The 23380-nt window shown below is 37.4% G+C and carries 21 protein-coding genes; 6 read left to right on the top strand and 15 right to left on the bottom strand.

The window, feature by feature from the left end; genetic code table 11:
* From ppk1 to rpsA, 8 genes are all read right to left on the bottom strand, one after another.
* Window positions 1–2097 carry a polyphosphate kinase 1 gene (gene ppk1, locus QPK98_RS04405; protein WP_310991833.1) on the bottom strand — a complete coding sequence of 699 codons (2097 nt, stop codon included), beginning with the start codon at window positions 2095–2097 and terminating at the stop codon, window positions 1–3.
* Window positions 2097–2582, bottom strand: coding sequence for a SixA phosphatase family protein (locus tag QPK98_RS04400; protein WP_310991832.1), 486 nt, complete (start codon window positions 2580–2582; stop codon window positions 2097–2099). The genes ppk1 and QPK98_RS04400 overlap by 1 nt, the downstream gene beginning before the upstream one ends.
* Window positions 2583–2699: 117 nt before the next feature.
* Window positions 2700–3347 (bottom strand): pyridoxamine 5'-phosphate oxidase, encoded by a 648-nt coding sequence (pdxH, locus tag QPK98_RS04395; RefSeq protein WP_310991831.1) that lies wholly within the window; start codon window positions 3345–3347, stop codon window positions 2700–2702.
* A 153-nt stretch (window positions 3348–3500) separates the two neighbouring features.
* Window positions 3501–4406 carry a ribonuclease Z gene (locus tag QPK98_RS04390; protein ID WP_310991830.1) on the bottom strand — a complete coding sequence of 302 codons (906 nt, stop codon included), beginning with the start codon at window positions 4404–4406 and terminating at the stop codon, window positions 3501–3503.
* 91 nt (window positions 4407–4497) lie between these two features.
* Window positions 4498–4833: a ribonuclease Z gene (locus QPK98_RS04385; RefSeq protein WP_310991829.1), complete on the bottom strand. Its 336-nt coding sequence runs from the start codon at window positions 4831–4833 to the stop codon at window positions 4498–4500.
* Complete coding sequence (locus QPK98_RS04380; RefSeq protein WP_310992113.1) at window positions 4833–5759, bottom strand: aspartate carbamoyltransferase catalytic subunit; 927 nt, start codon at window positions 5757–5759, stop codon at window positions 4833–4835. Before QPK98_RS04380 ends, QPK98_RS04385 begins: the two co-directional genes overlap by 1 nt.
* A gap of 104 nt (window positions 5760–5863) precedes the next feature.
* Complete coding sequence (pyrR, locus tag QPK98_RS04375; RefSeq protein ID WP_310991828.1) at window positions 5864–6403, bottom strand: bifunctional pyr operon transcriptional regulator/uracil phosphoribosyltransferase PyrR; 540 nt, start codon at window positions 6401–6403, stop codon at window positions 5864–5866.
* Between the two features lie 232 nt (window positions 6404–6635).
* Entirely contained in the window at window positions 6636–8507 is a 1872-nt protein-coding gene (gene rpsA / locus QPK98_RS04370; RefSeq protein WP_310991827.1) for a 30S ribosomal protein S1, read from the bottom strand.
* A 295-nt stretch (window positions 8508–8802) separates the two neighbouring features.
* Between rpsA and QPK98_RS04365 the strand changes: the two genes are divergently transcribed.
* The gene (locus QPK98_RS04365; protein ID WP_310991826.1) at window positions 8803–9516 is read left to right on the top strand and encodes a DUF4377 domain-containing protein; all 714 of its coding nucleotides are present in this window, start codon (window positions 8803–8805) and stop codon (window positions 9514–9516) included.
* 8 nt (window positions 9517–9524) lie between these two features.
* On the opposite strand, the gene QPK98_RS04360 is transcribed toward QPK98_RS04365, so the two are convergent.
* The 4 genes from QPK98_RS04360 to QPK98_RS04345 all read right to left on the bottom strand — a co-directional run bounded on the left by QPK98_RS04360 (window position 9525) and on the right by QPK98_RS04345 (window position 16436).
* Window positions 9525–12182: a DNA gyrase/topoisomerase IV subunit A gene (locus QPK98_RS04360; RefSeq protein ID WP_310991825.1), complete on the bottom strand. Its 2658-nt coding sequence runs from the start codon at window positions 12180–12182 to the stop codon at window positions 9525–9527.
* A 125-nt stretch (window positions 12183–12307) separates the two neighbouring features.
* A complete protein-coding gene (locus QPK98_RS04355) occupies window positions 12308–12874 on the bottom strand; it encodes a hypothetical protein (RefSeq protein ID WP_310991824.1) in 567 nt (188 codons plus the stop codon).
* A 126-nt stretch (window positions 12875–13000) separates the two neighbouring features.
* Entirely contained in the window at window positions 13001–14851 is a 1851-nt protein-coding gene (locus QPK98_RS04350; protein ID WP_310991823.1) for a DNA topoisomerase IV subunit B, read from the bottom strand.
* 142 nt (window positions 14852–14993) lie between these two features.
* Window positions 14994–16436, bottom strand: coding sequence for an ArnT family glycosyltransferase (locus QPK98_RS04345; protein ID WP_310991822.1), 1443 nt, complete (start codon window positions 16434–16436; stop codon window positions 14994–14996).
* A 253-nt stretch (window positions 16437–16689) separates the two neighbouring features.
* Between QPK98_RS04345 and QPK98_RS04340 the strand changes: the two genes are divergently transcribed.
* Window positions 16690–17613 (top strand): DnaJ C-terminal domain-containing protein, encoded by a 924-nt coding sequence (locus QPK98_RS04340; protein WP_310991821.1) that lies wholly within the window; start codon window positions 16690–16692, stop codon window positions 17611–17613.
* Window positions 17613–17903: a chaperone modulator CbpM gene (locus QPK98_RS04335; RefSeq protein ID WP_310991819.1), complete on the top strand. Its 291-nt coding sequence runs from the start codon at window positions 17613–17615 to the stop codon at window positions 17901–17903. Before QPK98_RS04340 ends, QPK98_RS04335 begins: the two co-directional genes overlap by 1 nt.
* Window positions 17904–18109: 206 nt before the next feature.
* Here QPK98_RS04335 and ychF read toward each other — a convergent pair whose 3' ends face one another.
* Entirely contained in the window at window positions 18110–19204 is a 1095-nt protein-coding gene (ychF, locus tag QPK98_RS04330; RefSeq protein ID WP_310991818.1) for a redox-regulated ATPase YchF, read from the bottom strand.
* A gap of 203 nt (window positions 19205–19407) precedes the next feature.
* On the opposite strand from ychF, the gene QPK98_RS04325 reads away from it, so the two are divergent.
* Entirely contained in the window at window positions 19408–19884 is a 477-nt protein-coding gene (locus tag QPK98_RS04325; protein ID WP_310991817.1) for a hypothetical protein, read from the top strand.
* A 287-nt stretch (window positions 19885–20171) separates the two neighbouring features.
* Here QPK98_RS04325 and QPK98_RS04320 read toward each other — a convergent pair whose 3' ends face one another.
* Entirely contained in the window at window positions 20172–20981 is an 810-nt protein-coding gene (locus tag QPK98_RS04320; protein ID WP_310991815.1) for an alpha/beta hydrolase, read from the bottom strand.
* A gap of 490 nt (window positions 20982–21471) precedes the next feature.
* Here QPK98_RS04320 and QPK98_RS04315 point away from each other — a divergent pair, with 490 nt between their 5' ends.
* Window positions 21472–21996, top strand: a complete 525-nt coding sequence (locus QPK98_RS04315; protein ID WP_310991814.1) for a hypothetical protein — start codon at window positions 21472–21474, stop codon at window positions 21994–21996.
* 190 nt (window positions 21997–22186) lie between these two features.
* Window positions 22187–22951 carry a T9SS type A sorting domain-containing protein gene (locus QPK98_RS04310; protein WP_310991813.1) on the top strand — a complete coding sequence of 255 codons (765 nt, stop codon included), beginning with the start codon at window positions 22187–22189 and terminating at the stop codon, window positions 22949–22951.
* Window positions 22952–23028: 77 nt separating this feature from the next.
* On the opposite strand, the gene QPK98_RS04305 is transcribed toward QPK98_RS04310, so the two are convergent.
* Window positions 23029–23379, bottom strand: a complete 351-nt coding sequence (locus QPK98_RS04305) for a 4Fe-4S binding protein (protein WP_310991812.1) — start codon at window positions 23377–23379, stop codon at window positions 23029–23031.
* Between the last annotated feature and the right edge of the window lies 1 nt (window position 23380).

Raw genomic sequence — 23380 nt, 5'->3', positions numbered from 1 at the left:
TCAGTTTACTTCAAGTTTATTTAAATAGTAATTATACATTTTGAACTGGGACCGCACCAGAGGCTTATTGTTTTTTCTATAGGCATTATCTTTTTTATCGGTAAAAACACGTGCCTTTACATTGTCGCGCCATCCTATTTCAAAATTCTCTAAAATTTCATTCTTAATAGCTGCATCATAAATTGGGCATGTAATTTCAACTCGGTTATCGAGATTTCTTCCCATTAAATCTGCTGATGAAATATATACCTTGGTATCACCAGCATTTTCAAAGATGAACAAACGTGGATGCTCCAAAAACTTACCAACGATGCTTATGGCTTCAATATTTTCACTCATTCCCTTTACCCCAGGAATAAGGCAACAAATACCACGAATAATCATTTTTATCTTAACCCCTGCCCTACTTGCTTCATAGAGCTTGTCAATCATTTTAAAATCTGATAGACTATTTAATTTCAGTTTAATACCACTGGGAAGGCCTGCCTTGTTATTCTTTATTTCTTTATCAATCAAGTTGTAAATAGCCTTTCTGGTATAATGTGGCGAAACGATTAAATGTCGGTACTTTTTTACTTGGTAATTGACTTCAAAAAAGTCAAAGACCTTGTTTATTTCTTTACAAATTTTTTGATCTGCTGTAAAAAGAGTGTAATCAGTATAAATTCTGGCGGTAGATTCATTAAAGTTCCCCGTACTTAAAACACCGTATCGCACCAGCTTATCATTTTCAACTCTTTCTATCAAGCAGGCTTTACAATGTACTTTTAGCCCTTTAACGCCAAATATTAAACGTATATCCTCGCTCTGTAACAATTCGGCATATTCTATATTTGCTTCTTCATCAAAGCGCGCCTGGAGCTCTATTTGTACGGTTACATCTTTTCCGTTCTTTTTTGCATTGATAAGAGAGCTGGCAATATGCGATATCTCGGCCAGCCGATAGATAGTGATTTTAATAGCCTTAACCTTAGGGTCTAATGCCGCTTCCCTTAAAAGCTTTACCACATACATAAAAGTTTGGTAGGGAGCATGGAGCAGATAATCTTTTTTGCGAATTTTTTCAAAAAGACTCCCCTGAAGACTTAAACCTGGTATAGGCAAAGGTTCTTTAGGTTCGTATTGTAAATCTGGCCGTTGCAAAGACGGAAACTTCATATAGTCGCGACGGTTGTGATACCGACCACCCGGAATAAGACTATCCGTTTTATCAATTTCCATTTTATGCAGTAAAAAATCTAATGTTTTCTTGTCAATCGTTTTATCATACACAAAACGAACAGGATCTCCTACACTTCTGTTTTTTACACTTTTAGATATTTTTTCAATAAAACTTCTGCTCAGGTCGCTATCAATATCCAATTCAGCATCTCGCGTAATTTTTATCATGTGTGCCGAAATGCTTTCATATTTAAAAATACTGAAAATATTGTGCAAACAGTGGCGTATTAAATCGTCCAGAATAATTACATATTGCTTTTCTCCTTCTTGAGGCAATACCACAAACCGATTTATAGTACGCGGAATTTCAATTAAGGCATAATTATGTTTGGTCTCAAACGTATCATCGTCCTTGCTCATAAGCATTGTAATAGCAAGATATGCGGCATTATCGCGCAAGCTGGGGAATTTTTCAACCTCCCCAATCATAATGGTCATCATAGCCGGACTTACATTTCTAACAAAGTATTCCTTAATAAATTTACTCTGTTTGGGCGTAATTTCCGTTTCGTCTATAATAAATATGTTTTCCTTCCGAAGCTCTTTTTTAATAGTACTGAGTATTTCTAAACTTTGCGCCTGCTGATCTATAACCGTGTGGGTTATAACCTCCAAAAGGTCTTTTGCCGAAATACCCCCAAGAAAACTACGCCCGGTCTTTCCTGCTTCAACAATACGTTTAATAGTGGCATAACGCACCTTAAAAAACTCATCTAGGTTGTTGGAAAAAATACCTAAAAACCGTAATCGTTCAATTAACGGAATTTTTTTATCGTTTGCTTCCTGCAACACCCGAGCATTAAACTGAAGCCAACTTAACTCCCTGTTGGTGTACTGATTGCGAACCGGTTTATCTGTAGCTACTCTTTCGGCCATTATTTAAGATCTCTTGGAAAAATTGTTTTAACTGTCTTGCCCGTAGTTATATCGCTCCATTTTTCTTCATCAAATTGCAACATAACGAACCCACAAGTAGGCACGTTTTCAATATAGCGGTTGCCAAGCATGTTTACTATAGAAGTGAACGCGTGGTTATGCCCAAAGATCATTACGGAATCTAAATTGTTATCTAATGATTTTATGATGCGCATAACACTTTGCCCACTAAAATCGTAAAGATTGTGGTTTGTTTCAAAGTCGGCATCACTAATATCAAGCGCTTTTAAAAAATAGGCGGCTGTGGACATAGCACGTGTAGCGTCACTGCTAATGAGCTTTTGTGGTGGTTTAATTTCGGCTTGCACCTTATTTGATACCAGTTTTCCGTCGCGTTCCCCCCGTTTTTTTAATGGCCGCTGATGGTCATCTACATCGTGTTTCCAAGATGATTTTGCATGTCTAACTAAGTAAAGTGTTTTCATAAAAAGGCTTCAGGTTTCTAGTGTAAAGTTATATTTATTTGGGGTTTAAGCCGCGATACTACCATTTAGTATGCTTGTATAGCTTCAGTTTTGGGTAATTTATCAATCATTGAATCATTAGGGTTCCAGCCTTTCAATAATCCAATCGTTTTCATTTAGCGTATATCTTAATCTATCGTGCAGCCGGTTGGGTCTTCCTTGCCAAAACTCAAGAGAAATAGGCTTTATTAAATATCCGCCCCATTCTTCGGGTTTTGGTACTTCGTTGTCGTTTTTATATTTCTCCTCCAGATTGGCTAAGTTTTTCACTAAAACTTCTCGTGACTCCACCACGCTACTTTGGCGGGAGACGGCACTTCCCAATTGACTTCCCTTGGGGCGCGAATGAAAATAATTGGTTGCATCTGCTTCCGAAGTTTTTTCAGCTGTTCCTTTTATGATGACCTGTCGCTCCATATTTGGCCAAAAAAAGGATAGAGAAACTTTGTTATTTCTAGCGATAGACTTTCCTTTTTCACTGTTGAAATTGGTATAGAAATAAAACCCGTACTCATCATACTTCTTTAATAAAACAACTCGACCTTTGGGGAAGCCATTGGCACCAATAGTAGAAATAGTCATTGCGTTTACCTCGTCCACTCCTCCATTGTCCTTTACCTCGTGAAACCATTTGCGGAATTGTTGCATTGGATTTTCATCAATGTTCGATTCTAAAAGTTCGCCTTTTTGGTAAGATTTACGGTAGTTGTGAAGCTTTTCGCCCATTATTGAAGTTTTAATGCAAGTTAATGGTTTTAAAACTTATTTTAAACACGCCAATATTAAATATGTATTAAATTTTCGCGCTGTCAGTACTTTCAGCTAAGGAAACATCGAGGCTTCAGTACGTTTTTAATATATAAAATTATCTCTTCTGCTTTAAAAAGCAAACCGCTTTCCGTCTTTGGCCAACTCCACATTGTCAAAAACCTCCTGCGCTTCATCCCTAAACCGCTCCAATTTACGGTAACGACCAGAGTAATGACCCAGAATTAAAGTACCAACATTTGCTGCTTTAGCAGTGGCTGCGGCTTGTTTTGCTGTACTGTGTTTGGTTTTTTCGCAAAGATGACGGTGTTCTTCCAGAAAAGTAGCTTCGTGATATAAAACACTTGTATCTGCAATTTGTGTGACCATTTCTGGATTATAAAAAGTATCGCTGCAAAAGGCATAAGACTGCGGCGGAGGCGGGTCAAAAGTGATTTCTTTATTCGGAATTAAAATACCATCCTTGTTTTCAACATCAAAACCTTGTTTTATTTTGTTGAAGTAGCTCAAATCAATATTGCGTTCCCTTGCGGTTTCTACGTCCAACTTGCGTTCACCTGGTTTTTCCCTAAAGAGAAAGCCATTGGTATAAACCCGGTGTTTTAAAGGGATTGTTTCTACTGTAAGTTTGTCATCCTCAAATATTATCTCTGGCGAAGTAGTTTGCAGCTCATGAAAATACAACGGATAATTTGTATATGCTTTACCTAGTTTTAAGAGAAGTAAGATTGCTTCCTTAATCCCTTTTGGACCATAAATATGCAGTTCTGCAGATCTTCCCAGCAAGAGAAAAGAAGAAACAAGCCCCGGTAAGCCAAAAAAGTGATCGCCATGCAAATGGGAAATAAAAATATGCTTGATTCTTGAAAACTTAACGCTGTATTTCCGCAGTTGCATTTGCGTAGCCTCGCCACAATCTATTAAAAACAAATGCCCTTTCATCTCCAAAACCTGTGCTGTAGGGTGTGCAGAAGCTGTTGGCGTTGCAGAATGGCATCCAAGGATTGTTATGTTCAAAGTTTAAAGGTTTAGGTTTAAATATTTACAGCGTGCTTTTAAGGTTCCTTTCGCGGCGCAGAACATGTCTTTAATTTATACTGCGTTGTGATTAAAACCCCAAATCACGCTCAATCTCCTCCATTTCAATAATATCTTCAGCCTCTTGAAGTGTAGGTACTACGAGCATTTCCATAGGAATATCATCAACACTTATAGCACTATTTACTATTACGAAAGATTGCTTTGTTTTGCGGTGAAGGCTCGATGTTTTAATAAATTCTAAAAGCTCGGGCAGCTGCAAATTCTCATATTTCAGAAGATTTAAAACTACGTTTTGCCCTTTATATTTTGAAGGAATCTGCTTTTCAATAAAGGAAGCAAAGTTAGCTATGTCGTCCTTTTCGTCCTCAAGGACCACAAAATTAGGGTGATTCTCAATTTTCATTATGATTTAATTTTTGAAGCCAATAAATAAATAACCGCCATTCTAACGGCAACACCATTTTGAACTTGATCTAAAATTATGGATTGCTTGCTGTCGGCAACGTCACTTGTAATTTCTACACCACGATTTATTGGTCCTGGGTGCATGACTACAATTTCTTTATTTAGTGAATCTAATATTTTTTTATTTAACCCAAATTGTTGGGTGTATTCTCTAGTTGTTGGAAAATAACTAATGTCCATTCGCTCGTTTTGCACGCGTAGCATATTGGCTACATCACACCATTCTAAGGCTTTGCGAAGGTCAGTTTCTACCGTAACATCTAATTTTTCTATATATTTAGGGATAAGTGTTTTAGGCCCGCACACCTTAACTGAAGCTCCAAGCTTCTGAAGTGCAAATATATTTGACAGAGCCACTCTTGAATGTAGGATATCGCCAACAATAACCACGTTTTTTCCTGCAACATCGCCCAGTTTTTCACGAATTGAATAGCTGTCTAAAAGTGCTTGAGTAGGATGTTCATGCGCACCGTCTCCCGCATTTACAATACTTGCATCAACATGTTTAGAAAGAAATACACCTGCTCCAGGATTTGGATGTCGCATGACCACCAAATCAACTTTCATTGAAAGAATATTATTAACAGTATCTACTAAGGTTTCTCCCTTAGCAACGGAGGAGCTTGATGATGCAAAATTTATAACATCTGCTGAAAGTCGCTTTTCCGCCAGTTCAAAGGAAAGCTTTGTACGTGTACTGTTTTCAAAAAATAAATTGGCAATGGTAATATCGCGAAGCGAAGGAACTTTCTTAATAGGCCGATTGATAATCTCTTTAAAATGGTCTGCCGTCTCGAAGATAAGTTGAATATCGGCCTCGGTGATGTATTTAATTCCCAATAAGTGATTTACACTCAATTCCATTCTATTGGTTTCAGGTTTTGCCGAAGGCATCCCTTCGGGGTAGGTTCAAAGTTGTAGGTTTATATAAACACCACAGTTTTTTATTCGTCCCGATAGCTATCGGATCAATTTTTTACTAAATACACAGCATCTTCTCCTTCATTTTCCACCCAGCAGACTTTAACTTTTTCGCCATTAATTGCATCTACTTGCCTTCCTCTATAATCGGGTTGGATGGGTAAATGACGGCTAAAACGACGGTCTATTAGCGTAAGTAATTCTATTTCCAGCGGTCTTCCAAATGATTGTACCGCCGTTAAGGCAGACCGAATACTTCTTCCGGTAAAAAGCACATCGTCTATAAAGACTACATTTTTATCTTCAACAATAAAGTTTATTTGGGTTTTGTTGGCTTCCAAAGGCTTTACACCTCTTCTAAAATCGTCGCGAAAAAAGGTTATATCTAAATAACCTAGCTTGATATTTTTTATTTTGTACTCGGTTTCCAGCAATGTTTTAATCCGTTCGGCCAGAAAAACCCCTCTAGGCTGAATTCCTATAAGTACGGTTTTGGAAAAATCATCGTGTTTTTCAATCAATTGGCAAGCCAAGCGGTTAAGCGCAATATTAATATCGGTTGCGTTTAGTAATACTTTTTGGCTCATAAGGAAGTCTCAATTAATCTTGATAGCTATCTTGGACAGGAAGCAAAAGTACAATTTTTTTCAGATATACTCTTAAAGATTTATGCAAGCTTTACCGTCATTGTCTTTCAACACGCACCATATATAAAACAACGGAAATAAGGCATTAATTTTAATTTATTCCATAAAAAAAACCTTCCTCCCGATAAAAATCAAGAGAAAGGCTTTTCATTATTTATAAATGGGTGGCTTATTATTTACCGTCCATTTTGTCTTTAAGCGCTTGTAGCGCAGAGTTAGCGTCTCCTAAAGTAGTTTTAGACTCTTCGGCAGCAGCTGCTTGTTTTTTAACAGCTTGCTTCACAATCTTCGCTTCTTCTTCTTTATGGATTGCCATGTGCGATGCTACCACTTTCTTGAATTCTTTGTTGAATTCAATAATTTGGAATTCTGCTTCTTCACCTTTCCCTAGCATAGAACCATCTTCTTTTTCAAGGTGACGGTTTGGTACGAAAGCTACAATATCATCGTTAAATTTGATTGTTGCTCCTTTGTCAACTACCTCATCAATTGAAGCAGTGTGCTTAGATCCAACAGCAAATTCGCCTTCATATTTATCCCAAGGGTTTTCTTCGGTTTGTTTATGACCTAAACTAAGTTTACGGCCATCAACGTCTAATTCTAACACAACCACTTCTAGCTCATCACCAATGTTAGTGAATTCACTTGGGTGCTTGATTTTCTTAGTCCAAGAAAGGTCGCTAATATAGATAAGACCATCAATACCTTCTTCCAGTTCAACAAAAACACCAAAGTTGGTGAAGTTGCGAACAATACCTTTGTGGCGTGAACCTACTGGGTATTTGGTAGTAATATCTGTCCATGGGTCTGGCGTCATTTGCTTGATACCAAGGCTCATCTTACGCTCTTCCTTGTCCATTGTAAGGATTACCGCTTCAACTTCATCACCAACATTTACGAAATCTTGAGCGCTACGTAAGTGCGTACTCCAAGACATTTCGCTAACGTGGATAAGACCTTCTACACCTTCGGCAACTTCAATAAAAGCACCGTAGTCTGCAATAACAACCACTTTACCTTTTACTTTGTCTCCTACTTTCAACTCATCGCCAAGTGCTTCCCATGGGTGTGGGTTCAATTGTTTTAGACCTAATTGGATACGTGTTTTATCCTCATCAAAATCAAGGATTACAACGTTCAATTTCTGATCAAGCTCAACAATCTCATTTGGATGGTTGATACGTGACCAAGAAAGGTCTGTAATGTGAACAAGTCCGTCAACACCACCAAGATCAACAAATACTCCGTATGAAGTAATGTTTTTAACAACACCTTCAAGTACCTGTCCTTTTTCAAGCTGCCCGATGATTTCTTTTTTCTGCTCTTCGATATCCGCTTCAATAAGCGCTTTATGCGAAACAACAACGTTTTTGAACTCGTGGTTTATCTTAACTACCTTGAACTCCATTGTTTTACCAACGTAGATATCGTAATCGCGGATTGGTTTAACGTCAATTTGCGAACCTGGCAAGAAAGCTTCAATTCCGAAAACATCTACGATCATACCACCTTTGGTGCGGCACTTCACGTAACCATTTACAATTGTAGCTTCGTCATGGGCAGCATTTACGCGATCCCACGCCTTAATGGTTCTAGCTTTACGGTGACTAAGAATAAGTTGACCTGTGCTGTCCTCGCGAACATCAATCAACACCTCTACAGTATCACCTACTTTTAAATCTGGGTTGTAACGGAATTCGTTCAAAGAAACAACACCTTCACTTTTAGCATTGATGTCAATGATTGCATCGCGATCTGTGATAAAAACCACTTTACCATCAACAACTTCGTCATCTAATGTGTCAACAAAGTTCTCGGCTACTAGTTTTTCAAATTCTTCTAGCTTACCATCGTCAATAGGATCAATTCCTTCTTCGTAGTTGTGCCAGTTAAATTCTTCTAGGAATTTTTCAGGGTTGCTTTCTTTTAGAGAGAGTTCTCTTTTAGGTTTTGAAGTTTCTTCAGTTGTCATTTCTGCAACTGCAGTTTTTTCTTCTTTTTTTGCAGCTTTTTCCTCAGCTACTTCTTTTGCTTTATCAGCCATTTGCTTGTATAATTGGTTTTCCAGTTTCCGAAGATTCGGTTTGTCCTTTAAAACCAATGTTTTGTATTCTGCTTTGTTACAAGATTTTAATGCGACTATCCCACAGAAGGGTTTATTTTTGTTTTGTTTTAATTCCTCTTTATCTTGACTCGTCGCTAAGAGGGGTGCAAAAGTACTATTTCCTATTTGATTTTCAAAACTTTAAAGAACAGAAGCTTTAAAGTTTTCCCAAAATTTTTATCGGGAACCGGAAGTGTTTAATTTTATTCCGTGTTAATTTTTAAAATTACATTCAATGAAACTCTATTTGGCTCTCTTTATTGCTGCATTTACAGTCAATGCCTGCAAAGTTAAAACATCCAAAACCACACCCGCTAACCAAATGGATACTATACTATATGTAAATAGCGAAAAAGTAGATTGTACCGGCCTTGGCCCTATGAAATGCCTGCAATTTCAAGAGTCTAAAACCCTAGATCCAGAAGCATGGCAACTTTTTTACGACCAGATTGAAGGCTTTCATTTTCAACCTGGGTTTGTTTATAAGCTCTATGTTAGGAAAGAAAAGATACCGGCTTCCAAAGTTCCGGCAGATGCTTCAAGCCTAAAATACACGCTTTTAAAAGTAATAGAAAAAAACAAAACAGCAGATTTTTTACTGGATGACATATGGGCCGTAAAAACTATAAAAGGTGAAAAAGTTAAAATTCGTAAAAACACTAGTGCAAATCAAGACTACGCGTTGGTTCTTGACATCAATCTTCTGGAAATGAAAATCTTAGGCTACGATGGCTGTAACAATTTTTATGGTAGCATTAAAACCTTCAAAAAAAATAAGCTTAACATGGCGGTGTTAGGTGCCACAAAGAAGCTATGCAAAAACATGGAAACCCCTTCAAGTTTTAGGGCTGCTATTGAAGAAGCAGATTGCTATACCTTTAAAGACGGGTCTCTATATTTTTATAATACTGAGGGAAACGAAGTACTTGAACTCCGTAAAGCCGATTAAGCTTATATTTAAAACAAACGTCCTTGCCCACCATCATCAGTTTCGGAGTCATCTGAAGTTTCGTTTTCTCCCTGACTTTTGGTTTTTGACTCCACATCTTCCTCTTCCACAACATCCATATTCTTTGGTTCTGTTGCTTTTGGCGGATTGTATGGAAGCGGCTCTTTGGTGTTTATTTCTAGTACTTTTTCTTTGGTAAGCTGGTTACCCATTGCGGTTATTCCCTTAACCGCTATAAATTCCTCTAAGTTTACCTCTAAATTATCATCGCGCTCCTGCCCTCTTTTCTTTGTAAAAACAACTTCAGCCATGGGGCGGTGATCTGTAAATATTTTTTCGAGATATGAATCTGGGTGATCGGTAATTATGGTTTCTTCCTTATCGGGGTTTTCAATCAAGAATCGCTTCACATAAAACAGTTCTTTTTCCCCCTCCCAATAAATAGCACTCAAGGGTTTATTCGGATTCCATTTTTCAAGAACGATCATATCGTCATCAAACCGCAATTGTAGGTCGGGAACCACCACTTTCACTACTCCTTTTTGATTCACGATAAGCAACCTGTCTTCTTTTCTAAATTCACCTAAAAGCTCGCCTCGATCATCTACGTTTAAACGCTGAACAGAATCGTCAAACCATATTTTACGTGGTTTTAGCGTGGACAGGCCTTTTTCTTTAAGTTCAATTTTTCTAATGGAATATTTGGTAACAATATTACCTTTTGAATTTCTTCCTTTAACCAATTGATCTGCAAAGTCTAAATCAAATTTCAACTTTTTAATGCTTCCGGATTGCCGTAAGTAAATAGCTACAACCTCCGCTTCACCATTTGGGTTAGCCGTAAAATACAACACTTTGGAGCCCTTGGTTCCGTTGGTCATATCATACTCCCTATCACGCGTCATGGAAGTTACAGAAAACCGCTTAACATAACTCGCGCCCTTGGTTCCATCGCGATAGATCATGTTATAAATAGTGCGTTTGTCTTTTTTCTTGAATACGGCAACATGAATAATGTTTTTCCCAATAAAGGTCTTGGAATCCACTTTGGTAACCATCATAGTACCATTTTTTGTAAAAACAATAATATCGTCTATGTCACTGCAATCGGTTACATATTCATCACGCTTTAAACTAGTACCTATAAAACCTTCGGCGCGGTTTACATATAGTTTTGTATTGCGAATTACCACCTTGGTAGCCTCAATATCCTCGAAGGTTCTTATTTCGGTTTTGCGTTCTTTCCCTTCTCCGTAATCCGCTTTTAATTTTTTAAAATAATCTATTGCATACGCAATAAGGTGTTCTAAGTGATGCTTTACTTGAGCTATGCTATCATCCAGTGCTTCAATCTTTTGCTGCGCCTTATCAATATCGAATTTTGAAATTCTTTTAATTTTAATTTCAGTCAATCGAACAATATCTTCCTCGGTAACAGCTCGTTTTAAATGTTTAATATGCGGCTGTAAACCTTTATCAATTGCAGCAATAACACCATCCCAGGTTTCTTCTTCCTCTATGTCTCGGTAGATTCTATTTTCGATAAAAATACGTTCTAAGGAAGCAAAATGCCATTGTTCTTCCAGTTCGCGCAATTGAATTTCCAATTCACTTCTTAGCAATTCTACCGTTCGATCAGTGCTTACGCGAAGCATTTCAGAAACACCAACAAATAGCGGACTATTATTTTCAATTACGCATCCAAGTGGCGAGATAGAGGTTTCGCAAGCAGTAAAGGCATAGAGTGCATCAATGGTTTTATCTGGTGAAAGACCACTAGGCAAATGAATTTGAATTTCCACCTCCGCAGCAGTATTGTCCTCTATTCTTTTAATTTTTATTTTTCCTTTGTCATTTGCCTTTAATATAGAGTCGATAAGCGACGAAGTATTGGTACCGAAAGGGATTTCGGTAATCACGAGCTTATTTTTATCTAAATGGCTAATTCTAGCACGGCTTCTAATTTTTCCACCACGTAAACCATCGTTGTAATTGGTAACATCCATGATTCCACCCGTTGGAAAATCGGGGTACAGCTGAAACCGTTTCCCTTGTAAATGCTTTACAGAAGCGTCTATCAACTCAATAAAGTTATGCGGAAGTATTTTTGTGGAAAGCCCAACGGCAATCCCCTCACCGCCTTGGTTTAAAAGCAAGGGAAACTTAACCGGTAAGTTAATGGGTTCTTTTCTTCTACCGTCGTAAGAGGCCTGCCAAGGAGTTATTTTCGGGTTGTAAACTACGTCTAGAGCAAATTTGGAAAGCCGTGCCTCAATATACCGTGAAGCAGCCGCACTATCGCCCGTTAAAACATTTCCCCAGTTTCCTTGGGTATCAATTAATAAATCTTTTTGACCAATTTGTACCATGGCATCCGCAATACTGGCATCGCCGTGTGGGTGGTACTGCATGGTATGCCCAACAATATTTGCAACCTTGTTGTAGCGGCCGTCGTCTAAATCTTTCATAGACTGCATAATACGGCGTTGCACCGGCTTAAACCCGTCTTCAATAGCAGGTACGGCACGCTCTAGGATTACATAGCTGGCGTAATCCAAAAACCAATCGCGGTACATACCGGTAACCTTGGTTATGGTCTCCTCAGAAGCATTTTCCATTTCTTCTGGTGTTAATTCGTCTTCGTTTTTGTCGAGTTCGTCACTCATAATTTTGTTTCCAAGTTTATGGTTTCTAATTCCAAGTTTGGAATATTTAAAGGTTTTTTAAGTATCTCTACACCGTTACAATAAAATTTCGTCATTGCAGAAGCATAAAGAACACAGCGATCATTTTATGATTTTCCCGAATAGATACTATTGATTTTAGGTTGCAAAAGCCAAATTCCGACCACGTAAAACCACAATAGAAAAAACTCTCCTACATAATCCGCAAATTCAAGCCTACGATTTAATGTAATGGACTTAATGGTCTTGGCGCAAAAGTACAGCATATAAAACATACAAAATATTGAAAATAGATGAAATGGTATTATTAATGCCAAACTTACCCCAATCATATTTTCCGGTGGCGGAAACTGATTAAACACGCCAAGATACATCATTGAAAACATCATTGCTACAATATAAACAAGCGGAATAAAGAAGAGAATTTTAAACTTCTTGATATTTAGACCATGGTTCTCCGGTAGAAATTTGTGCAACCCCACCCCCATTGACCAAAACCATCCAAAAAACACAATCACATAAAGCAACATAAATATTGGGAATGTAGCGAGCGCGAACAACGGACTGTCTGTTGCTATAACATATATAACTGTAACAAGCTGAAAAAGAAAAGGCAATCCTACCATTAAAATGAAAAGCTGCCAATGCTTAGCCTTAAGATACAATTTCACCATTGTTTAACTATTAAAGTGAATTAATTTTCAAAATTATCCAAAACCTGTTTTCCTATTGATTATACTTTAAAACAAGTGCTACTTATCTACTGACGCACCCAAAAACTGTGGAATTTGGATTATTGTTTAGGCTTCTACTTTATCTAGCTCCACCTTCAAGTTCTCAATAATAAACTCCTGCCTATCGGGTGTATTTTTACCCATATAAAAAGACAACAGCTCTTCTATACTCATGGTTTTGTCCAGCATTACTGGGTCTAAGCGAATATCGTTCCCTATAAAATGCACAAACTCATCTGGCGAAATTTCCCCTAAACCTTTAAATCGTGTAATTTCTGGTTTTGGCTTAAGCTTTTCTATGGCGTTCAATCTTTCTTCTTCGGAATAACAATAAATGGTTTCTTTTTTATTTCGAACCCGAAACAGCGGCGTTTGCAGAATGTACAGGTGTCCTTCCTTTATCAATTCAGGGAAAAATTGCAGGAAAAATGTAATTAGCAGCAACCGAATATGCATTCCATCTACATCGGCATCTGTTGCAATAACTATGTTGTTGTACCGCAGATCTTCCATTGAGTCCTCAATATTTAAAGCGGCCTGTAACAGGTTAAATTCTTCGTTTTCGTAAACAATCTTTTTGGTCATCCCATACGTATTCAAGGGTTTCCCACGTAGTGAAAAAACGGCTTGGGTGTTTACATCGCGGCTCTTGGTAATACTTCCACTAGCCGAATCTCCCTCTGTAATAAACAGAGTGGACTCTAAGTTTCTTTCATTTTTAACATTACCCAAGTGCACGCGGCAATCTCGTAATTTTTTATTGTGAAGGTTAGCTTTCTTTGCACGATCTTTTGCAAGTTTTCTAATACCACGAAGCTCTTTCCGCTCCCTTTCGGCCTGTACTATTTTACGCTGGATGGCATCTGCCGTCTCTGGGTTTTTATGAAGAAAATTATCTAGTTCAGTCTTTACAAAGTCGTTGATAAAGGTACGTACCGTAGGCAAATCGCCCCCCATATCTGTTGAGCCGAGTTTTGTTTTTGTCTGGCTTTCAAAAACAGGCTCCATAACCTTTATGCTAATAGCCGAAACAATTGACTTACGCACATCGCTAGTGTCGTAGTTTTTGCCGTAAAATTCGCGAACCGTTTTTACTAATGCTTCCCTAAAAGCGGTTAAGTGGGTTCCGCCTTGCGTAGTGTTCTGCCCATTTACAAAACTGTGGTATTCCTCGCTGTACTGTGTTTTACTATGTGTTATGGCAACTTCAATATCGTCACCACGCAGGTGAATGATGGGATAAGCCATATCTTCTTCTGAAATGGTTTCCTTCAAAAGATCCTTTAGTCCATTTTCAGAATAAAACTTTTCGCCGTTAAAATCTATGGTTAGCCCCGGATTGAGGTAAACATAATTTTTAAGCATTTTAGCTACATACTCATTTCTGAATTTAAAGTTTTTAAAAATAGACTCGTCCGGAATAAAAATAACCTTGGTCCCTTTTCGCCTTGACGAATCTTCAACCTTAATATCGTTTGTAAGTTCCCCTAACGAGAATTCCGCCGCTTTTATCTGATTGTCGCGAACAGACTCTACCTTAAAAAATTCGGAAAGCGCGTTTACCGCTTTTGTACCTACCCCGTTTAGACCAACCGATTTCTTAAAAGCACGACTGTCGTATTTTCCACCGGTGTTCATTTTTGAAACCACATCTACCACTTTTCCCAGCGGAATTCCACGGCCGTAATCACGAACGCGAACCTCCTTTTCCTTGATGCGCACTTCGATGGTCTTTCCGGAACCCATGACAAACTCGTCAATAGAGTTGTCAAGCACCTCTTTTAGTAGGATATAGATACCATCGTCTGGCGAAGATCCATCGCCAAGCTTCCCTATATACATGCCAGGGCGCATACGAATATGCTCTTTCCAGTCTAAGGAGCGGATATTATCTTCGGTATATTGTGTTTCGGCCATAAATTTTGGTGTAGGATTGCTAATATAAATATACGCGAGCACTTGTGAAACCAATACCTAAGAAAGTAATTAACAATAAATAGCTCAAAATTGTTAACAGTTTAATTTTCATATCAATAGTATGGAACAGACTTACATGCAATTATTTATAAGCAGGATTTTTATATAAACTAACAAAAACTCCAAGTTGTGCAAATTTTTGTTTCAACACCCAAGATTGCGAGACAATTTTTCTTGTTTTATCAGGCATTGAGTTTTCAACATTACTTAATATAATATACTGATTTTGGTCGATATTTGGCACTTTAAAATTGGCTTTTTCTGTCTGTTCCCTGGCGTAAGACTCGTCTATTTCATTCCATCGCAAGTATGTGCCAACTTGGTCTTGAGGAATATCATTGTCCGCAATATAAGCCCTCATCTTCTCAGCTACCGGAAAATAATTAAGATACGCAAAAGAGCTATCCCACGCCTGAGAAATTGTAGCTGGATAAATCCAAAAATGCCCAGTAATCAAACCTATGGAAACAATCAGGATTAGCCATTTTTTAATGCGTTTGGTTAGCTTCAAAACATACAACAAGTTAACCAGTAAAATCATTGCTAAAATATAAGCCATCATAACATAACGCGGTCCAGAGGGATTGCTAAAAGGCACGATTCCGAAGAAAAAAACAATTGCAAAAACGACCAACATCAAAAGAGTTTTGTGGGTAGCTTCGTTAAACCTTATGGTTAGCTTTCGATATTTCCAGAGCAAAACAAGTACAGGTATAACAACGAAAATCCTTCCAAATTCTAAATAAAACTTTATATACGCCAAAGCGTTTTTTATAAGTCTTTGAAACGTTGCCACCTCTCTATGTTGTGCAAAATCACCCTGTTTGGTAATAATTGCCCAGCCAATTTCATGGTATTGATACACCGCGAAAAGCAAAAATGCAATTGCCGCAATACTATATGGCAACAACTGGTATTTGGCGCTTTTAATATATTGGTTTCTATAGAGAAGTACATGGCAGACTGCAAGGGCAATAAAGATGTAAACACCTCGTAAATTCGTCATTAGAGCACCTAATAAAGCCAAGGTAAGCAATAGTGATTTGCTCCTTAATAATGCATTGCAACCCAGCAAGGTAAAAAAGAGCAGCAGCATGTCGTTGTTTAAGCTGCTGGTCTGCGCGAGCAAGGTGGGCTCAAGACAGATAAATAAAAATAATACAGGCGGAATGTGAGCTGCAAACAGCCGTTTGGTCAATTTATATAGCTGGTAGAAAACGCCCATATTCACAAAGAGCAAGAGCAATCGGGAGACCCAAAGTGATTTTCCAAAAAATTGCCACATCAGCGCCAAGCTTGTTGTCCATAATGGCGGATGACCAGAATTAATTTCGGTAGGAACAATAAGGCTGCTAAAGTTATTTTCATAAATCCAAGTTGCACGCCAAGCTTTGCTTATGGCGTCCCAAAAAAAGGGAGTTTCCAATAGCAGAAAGTATTCAACAATCAAAAATAGAAAAACAGGAAGCAAATACTTTGCATCAGTAAAAAAAGCTATTTTCTTTATTGATTTTAATCCAAGCATTTAATAGTATTTGTTTTCAGTATGCAAGGCTATTTGGTATGACTTCCAAAACCACAACTTCATCTGCAAAGTATAAAAAATGATTGAGTTTGGGTTGAAGTAAATAAAGTACGACATCAAATATATTTAAAAAAGCGGTTTTTAAACAGAACGAAATTTAGGTGAAGACTGCTAAATTTTTGCAAAGAATTGAAGAAGACATTGATTAGTTACATTTCTTTTTATAATTTCATAGCGCAAACAAAACACCGCAATGGAATTTATAGACTATTATCAAGTTCTAGGACTCGACAAAAGTGCGACTGCCTCAGACATCAAAAAGGCATATCGCAAACTGGCACGAAAGCTTCACCCTGACTTAAACCCGAACGATAAAGCCGCACAAGAAAAATTTCAGCGCGTAAACGAAGCTAATGAGGTACTGAGCGACCCTGAAAAACGCAAGAAATACGATCAATACGGAAAAGACTGGGAGCATGCCGATGCCTTTGAAGAAGCTAAACGCCAACAAAATGCGCAAGGTTTTGGCGGCGGTTACAGCGGCGGAAGAAACTACGCCGGCGGTTCACAAGGGTTTGACGAAAGTCAGTTTTCAGACTTCTTTGAATCTATGTTTGGTGGCCGTGGCGGTTTTAGTGGTGGTGGCAGAGGAAGGCAAGCTTCACAATTTAAAGGCCAGGATTTAAACGCTAGTCTCCGGCTTAATTTAACCGATATCCTTAAAAGTCAGAAACAGACCATTAGTCTCGGCGATAAAAAAATAAGGCTTACAATTCCTGCAGGAGTTGAAGATGGACAAACCATCAAGATAAAAGGCTATGGAGGCGAAGGAATGAACGGTGGCCCAAAAGGAGATTTATATATAACCTTTGAAGTCCTTAACAACACTACTTTTAAACGAATGGAAAGCGATTTGTATGCCACTCAAAACATTTCACTCTACACAGCTCTTCTAGGCGGCGAAATAACCGTTGATACCTTGACGGGAAAAGTAAAACTTAAGGTAAAGCCCGAAACACAAAACGACACTAAGGTTAAACTAAAAGGAAAAGGGCTGCCAAAATATAAAAAAGAAGGGCAACATGGCGATTTGTACATAACCTATAAAATAGACCTTCCCAAGAATCTTTCTAAAAAGGAAAAAGAACTATTTAATGAACTTTCAAAACTGAGATAATGGCACGAGAAAAATATATTTTGGTTAGTCACTACTGCAAAAATTCGAATGTTGAAGATTCATTTGTTCAAAGCCTTAATGAATTCGGGCTTATAACTTTTGAAGTAAAGAAAAACGACTATTTTATTGATGAAAATGATATTAATGAGATAGAACGAATGTTCCGACTTCATCACGACTTAGGAATAAACTTGGAAGGACTGGACGCGATAAAACAAATGTTAAACCGCATGCAAAAGATGGAGAAAGAAATGGAAATGCTACAAAAAAGATTGCGGTTGTACGAATAGTATTATAGTTTACTTCAAGTTTTTTTAACCAGCTTTTTATTAAAAAAAGCTAAAACGCAGCGTTTCAACCTCCTGTTAAAGTCAATTTCATTTCTGAAAAATCACTACAAACAGAATCTACAAATGAATTGGTAGAACTTTAAGTTCTAGACGTAATAGTGTCCGACTAAGGTTTAAGGTCGAAACACCAAGAGACGTTAGACACATTAAACATTAAAACGGAAATGCACAACATCGCCGTCTTTTACGATGTAATCTTTTCCTTCTACACCCATTTTACCAGCTTCCTTTACTTTGGCCTCACTGCCGTAAGATACAAAATCATCATATTGTATTACTTCGGCGCGGATAAAGCCTTTTTCAAAATCTGTATGGATTACACCAGCTGCCTGTGGCGCAGTGGCACCAACGGGAATGGTCCAGGCTCTAACTTCCTTTACCCCAGCGGTAAAATATGTTTGTAAGTTAAGTAACTTGTAGGCGCTTCGTATTAATTTAGCGGAACCTGCTTCCTCCAAACCTAAATCTTCTAGAAACATCTGACGCTCTTCAAAAGTGTCCAACTCGGTGATATCAGCTTCAGTTCCAACTGCCAAAACCAATACTTCGGCATTTTCATCTGCAACGGCTTCCTTTACCTTTTCAACATATGCATTTCCCGTAGCAGCCGCACCTTCATCTACATTACAGACGTAAAGCACCGGCTTATCAGTAATAAATTGAGAATTATCAATGTAATCGGCGCGTTCCTCTTCGGTTAAATCGATAGCACGCACAGAAATTCCAGCTTCAAGGCCAGATTTTACTTTCTGAAGCGCTGCCTCTTCCTTTTGTGCCTCTTTATTTCCTGTACGGGCAGCACGCTTTACTTTTTCAAGCTTTTTATCTGCCGTTTCAAGATCTTTTAATTGCAATTCAATATCGATAGTTTCCTTGTCGCGAATTGGGTTTACATTGCCGTCAACATGAACCACATTTTCATCGTCAAAACAACGAAGCACATGTAGAATGGCGTCGGTTTCACGAATATTACTCAAAAACTGGTTCCCTAAACCTTCCCCTTTACTCGCTCCTTTTACAAGACCGGCAATATCAACAATTTCAACGGTTGCAGGAAGCACACGCTCTGGATTTACCAATTCCTCAAGTTTTAAAAGTCGTTTATCTGGCACATTTACAACGCCCACATTGGGCTCAATGGTACAAAATGGAAAGTTTGCACTTTGTGCTTTTGCATTAGACAAACAATTAAAAAGCGTGGATTTCCCCACGTTTGGCAATCCTACAATACCTGCTTTCATTGATTCTATTTTTTAATGGCAATCTGCCGTCGAAACTCAATTTGAATTTTTGCAGTTGCAAATATAGGGCTTAACAATAGAATTTCAACATTAGATTCAAAATTGCTTTCAGAAAAATTTTAGTTATTATTTTACTTAAATTTTATAGTTTTTTAACATTTTTAAGGTTATTTTTACTGATTCAATAAAAATAAACCTTACTTATGAAAAATGTAATAACTAGCATAGCCATTGCGGCTTTTGCAGTAGCCGGATTACAGGCACAGGAAAACAAAACCCTTAAAAAAGAATCTACTATAACACGTGAGATAACCAAAGAAGGTAATAAAATTAAGGTAAAAGAAGTAAAGAGCACAGACACCGAACGCGGAGAAATTATTGTTGAAGGCACAAAGAAAACAAATCAAAACTTTAAAGAAAGCACTAGTAAAGATCTTTCTGCTGATAAGGTTTTGGTAAATGAAGCGGCCATTGATAAAAAAAACGAAGCAGCCATTAAAGCACAAAAAGAAAAACAGCAAGCTGCATTAGAACAATCAAAGCGAAAACAGGCGGCGCTTGCTGAAAAAAGAAAAAAAGAAAATGAAATGAAAGCGCTTAAAAAGAAGAAAGAACTTGCCGAAAGACAAGCTGAATTAGAAGCGCGACCTAAAGGAATGAATAAGCTTAAAAAAGACTAATATTTTAAAATAGCATTTAAATACTTCCGCCAATAAACGCTTAGGAGTTTATTGGCGGATTTATTTTATAATATAGAATCATTAGTGTCCGATTAAAAGAGTGAGAGAATTTGTTGAGTCACAGATAATAGGCAATTAGAATATTTTTTATTTAATGACAGCATGCTATTATACTTAGCATCAAAATTTATCAATTAAAAAGTATGTTTAAGCAATTTTATCTAGTTTTCAATCTATTAAAAAGCAAGTCTTACGTCTTATGTCTTTCAGCGCAGCGGTCTTATATCTTAGTCGGACACGACTAATATAGAATCTAAGGCTTTGCTATAAGATTCGGTATCAACTAGGTTGTTATGTGAACCTCCGGGAATTGACATAAAGTTAATTTTAGCTTTTGTTTCTAGCGCACTAAGTTTTTGACTATTTTCATAACTGACCACATAATCATCGGTGCCGTGAAATATTAAAATCGGACTCATAACTTCGGGCAGGTATTGATAGGTGGGAAAATGGTACTTTAAAAACCAATTAACGGGAAGAAACGGAAACCGTTGGCTAGCCACTTCATCCAAACTATAAAAGGGAGCTTCAAGAATTAATTGCCTAGGGTGGTTTTCCGAAGCCACATAAGTAGCGAATGTAGTCCCGAGGGATCTACCGTAAACAACTATATCATTTTCGTTATAATCATTCATCAAAAAATCATAAAATAATTGAGCATCGGCATAGAGCGCTTTTTCACTGAGTTTTCCTGTACTTTTTCCGTAGGTTCTATAATCCATCACCAAAACATCATAATTTCTATTGACGAATTTTTGAACCACAACACCCCAACTTGCTAGTTCGCCAGCATTTCCGTGGAAGTACAATACCACTCCTTTTGGATTTTCAACTTTAAAATGAAGAGCATTAAGCTTTGCCCCATCTGAAGTATTAAGGTTTATTTCCTCAAAATTTCCTGGAAATGAGTAGGTGTAATCCTGCGGAAGTGGCTCCGGCATAAAAATCATCTTTTCCTGTAAAAAATAAAGCGCTACTCCTATAAAAAGGTATAGGACAATTATTATTGCGAAAACTTTCTTTACCCAATACCACATTACCATACATTCTGATTTAAATTATAACTAGCTGTAAAAGTTTGCACAATCATCTTTATAAAAGTTTAGGAGAATCTCTTTAAAGGCACTTTCAAAGTTATTTAAAATTTTGAAAGTATCTCGAAATATGGATGTGGAACATAATACGAGATGTGTGAGCAGGATTAAAAGTGAATTGATGCTTATGATAGCGACTTATGACGTACAGCTAGAATAGCAATAGCATAAAATTAGGTTAATTTCATTTTATATACTATTAAAATGTTTCTATTTAATTAGAGGTTCAATAGCAAGGTGTCACTTTTTAAAAACATGCTAAAAGTGCGCTATTTTTGAAGCAAATAGGTTTTACTTTTTAATCAGATACTACTAACATTTTTTAAACAATAGGGTCAACAAAAACAACTTTAATAAATGATTATTAAGGTGTTGTAAGTTTTTAACATCTTAACTAGCTATCTTTGTTTTAACAAATTTAAAAACAACCATTATGAAAAAAGTATTGATAGTAATTGCATTAGCCGCTTTTACCACTGGCTTTGCACAGAAAAATAAAAACACCAAAAAAGAGACTGTAATAACAAAAGAGGCGGTTAAAAGCACTAAAGGCGTTGATGTTTCAGAAAAAACTAAGACCGTTACAAGCAAACAAGCCATGACTCTAGAGGATTCTGACGCCAATAAAACAAACCAAAATGTAGTCATGAAACCCATAGAAGTAGATACCGAAGTGAGTTACGGGTATGACGGAAATCGTTTTCAGTTTATCAATCAAAAAGATGAAGATGGCTACAGAATGATGACTGTACGGGACAATGCTTCTAAAGAAGAATATGCCATAATCAAACCTACTACACAAAACGGATATTATATTTTATCTAAAGACGGCACTTCTTCCTTTGGGTATTTTAATGAGGACGGCAACTTTGTGGTTGAACGCTATGACGCTAAAAATGATGCCGTAGTCTCTGACGTTTATAAGCTTCAAATGAACAAAGACTTAAAAAAAGAATAATCCATTAACTATTCTATAAGTAAAAATTGCCCTTCAAATCTAAGCTTGAAGGGCAATTTTTATTTGGAGTTTATTGGCCGCAATGATAACATTCGTGGTATTTACCGATGTATAGAAAATTGGTGTTAAGGACTTCACCTAAACAAAACTTTTCCTTATTGGCCGTAATTATTAACCTAATTCTATCAATATGAAAAAACTATACACGCTTATTTTTATGCTCTTTATAGCATCAACTACGTATTCGCAGGATTGTAACATTGGTAATACTGATGGCTCAGACCCAAGCTTTGTAATTGGAAGTTTTATAGCCCATAATTTATTGGGAGTAAATTTCACGCTTTCAGAGGTGGGTGTGTTACAATCACTAAATATGTTCGGCAACAATACCATTGCACAAATTCAAATGGCAATCTATGACGATATGGGAGGCGCGCCCAATAATCTTATTGCATTTTCCAATATTACATCTCTGGAAGTAGGGCTAAATAGCCTACCTATAACTCCCATGGAGCTAGAGCCAGGTGATTACTGGATTATGGCCATTTATGACATTAACGGCAACCACAGTAATGTAAATCAAAATGCTTCAAGTAGTCTTGTATATTATATACCTCAAGCTTTTGGTAGCCCTATACCCACAAATGCCTCTGGCTTTATATCTTATACAGGTCAAGATTTTCTTTATTACGCCGAAGTAAGCTGCGGTCCATTATCGGTAAACGAATTAGAAAGGAATTCGATTTCCATATCTCCCAATCCAGCTTCTGATTATATTGTAATTGGAAACATAAAGGAAGATATGCTTTTTGAAATATACGATTTAACTGGTAAAAAATTGATTGAGAAGAATCTTAGCATGTCGGAAAATCAAATTGATATTAGTCAACTTGCTGCGGGAACTTACCTAATAAACAATGGCTTAACCTCCGTATCAAGATTCCTGAAAAATTGAGCTCAGTATCCGTAATTTTAATCAAAAAAAGCAACCTTTCTGGGTTGCTTTTTTTGATTATAAGTGGAAATCTGGTGTCATTCTTTGTGCATAAAGGCCTGCTTGGCCAATAACTCCTCATCAGATTCTACATGATCTTCATCTGGCACGCAGCAGTCCACCGGGCAAACGGCAGCACATTGCGGCTCGTCATGAAATCCTTTACACTCCGTACATTTATCTGCAACAATAAAATATATTTCGTCACTTACAGGATCTTGGGTTTTATTGGCATCTACCGTTTTTCCATCTGGTAGCACTACCTCGCCGTCTAAGTCGGTGCCATCGGCATAGCGCCAATCATCTGCGCCTTCATAAATAGCTGTATTGGGGCATTCCGGCTCACACGCCCCACAGTTTATACATTCATCTGTTATAATAATTGCCATG

The organism is Aequorivita marina (assembly GCF_031631895.2).
Classification (GTDB): Bacteria; Bacteroidota; Bacteroidia; order Flavobacteriales; family Flavobacteriaceae; genus Aequorivita; species Aequorivita marina.
The sequence above is the reverse complement of the archived record's forward strand: the minus strand, read 5'-3'. Positions and strand labels throughout refer to the sequence as shown.

Bases quoted from the DNA above. Each gene is read 5' to 3' on its own strand.
- rpsA (WP_310991827.1), bottom strand. From the start codon at position 8,507: ATGGCTGATAAAGCAAAAGAAGTAGCTGAGGAAAAAGCTGCAAAAAAA.
- pdxH (WP_310991831.1), bottom strand. From the start codon at position 3,347: ATGGGCGAAAAGCTTCACAACTACCGTAAATCTTACCAAAAAGGCGAA.
- QPK98_RS04350 (WP_310991823.1), bottom strand. From the start codon at position 14,851: ATGGCCGAAACACAATATACCGAAGATAATATCCGCTCCTTAGACTGG.
- QPK98_RS04385 (WP_310991829.1), bottom strand. From the start codon at position 4,833: ATGAAAATTGAGAATCACCCTAATTTTGTGGTCCTTGAGGACGAAAAG.
- QPK98_RS04320 (WP_310991815.1), bottom strand. From the start codon at position 20,981: ATGTGGTATTGGGTAAAGAAAGTTTTCGCAATAATAATTGTCCTATAC.
- QPK98_RS04345 (WP_310991822.1), bottom strand. From the start codon at position 16,436: ATGCTTGGATTAAAATCAATAAAGAAAATAGCTTTTTTTACTGATGCA.
- QPK98_RS04360 (WP_310991825.1), bottom strand. From the start codon at position 12,182: ATGAGTGACGAACTCGACAAAAACGAAGACGAATTAACACCAGAAGAA.
- QPK98_RS04340 (WP_310991821.1), top strand. From the start codon at position 16,690: ATGGAATTTATAGACTATTATCAAGTTCTAGGACTCGACAAAAGTGCG.
- QPK98_RS04335 (WP_310991819.1), top strand. From the start codon at position 17,613: ATGGCACGAGAAAAATATATTTTGGTTAGTCACTACTGCAAAAATTCG.
- QPK98_RS04380 (WP_310992113.1), bottom strand. From the start codon at position 5,759: ATGGAATTGAGTGTAAATCACTTATTGGGAATTAAATACATCACCGAG.
- QPK98_RS04310 (WP_310991813.1), top strand. From the start codon at position 22,187: ATGAAAAAACTATACACGCTTATTTTTATGCTCTTTATAGCATCAACT.
- pyrR (WP_310991828.1), bottom strand. From the start codon at position 6,403: ATGAGCCAAAAAGTATTACTAAACGCAACCGATATTAATATTGCGCTT.
- ychF (WP_310991818.1), bottom strand. From the start codon at position 19,204: ATGAAAGCAGGTATTGTAGGATTGCCAAACGTGGGGAAATCCACGCTT.
- QPK98_RS04355 (WP_310991824.1), bottom strand. From the start codon at position 12,874: ATGGTGAAATTGTATCTTAAGGCTAAGCATTGGCAGCTTTTCATTTTA.
- ppk1 (WP_310991833.1), bottom strand. From the start codon at position 2,097: ATGGCCGAAAGAGTAGCTACAGATAAACCGGTTCGCAATCAGTACACC.
- QPK98_RS04305 (WP_310991812.1), bottom strand. From the start codon at position 23,379: ATGGCAATTATTATAACAGATGAATGTATAAACTGTGGGGCGTGTGAG.
- QPK98_RS04400 (WP_310991832.1), bottom strand. From the start codon at position 2,582: ATGAAAACACTTTACTTAGTTAGACATGCAAAATCATCTTGGAAACAC.
- QPK98_RS04315 (WP_310991814.1), top strand. From the start codon at position 21,472: ATGAAAAAAGTATTGATAGTAATTGCATTAGCCGCTTTTACCACTGGC.
- QPK98_RS04325 (WP_310991817.1), top strand. From the start codon at position 19,408: ATGAAAAATGTAATAACTAGCATAGCCATTGCGGCTTTTGCAGTAGCC.
- QPK98_RS04365 (WP_310991826.1), top strand. From the start codon at position 8,803: ATGAAACTCTATTTGGCTCTCTTTATTGCTGCATTTACAGTCAATGCC.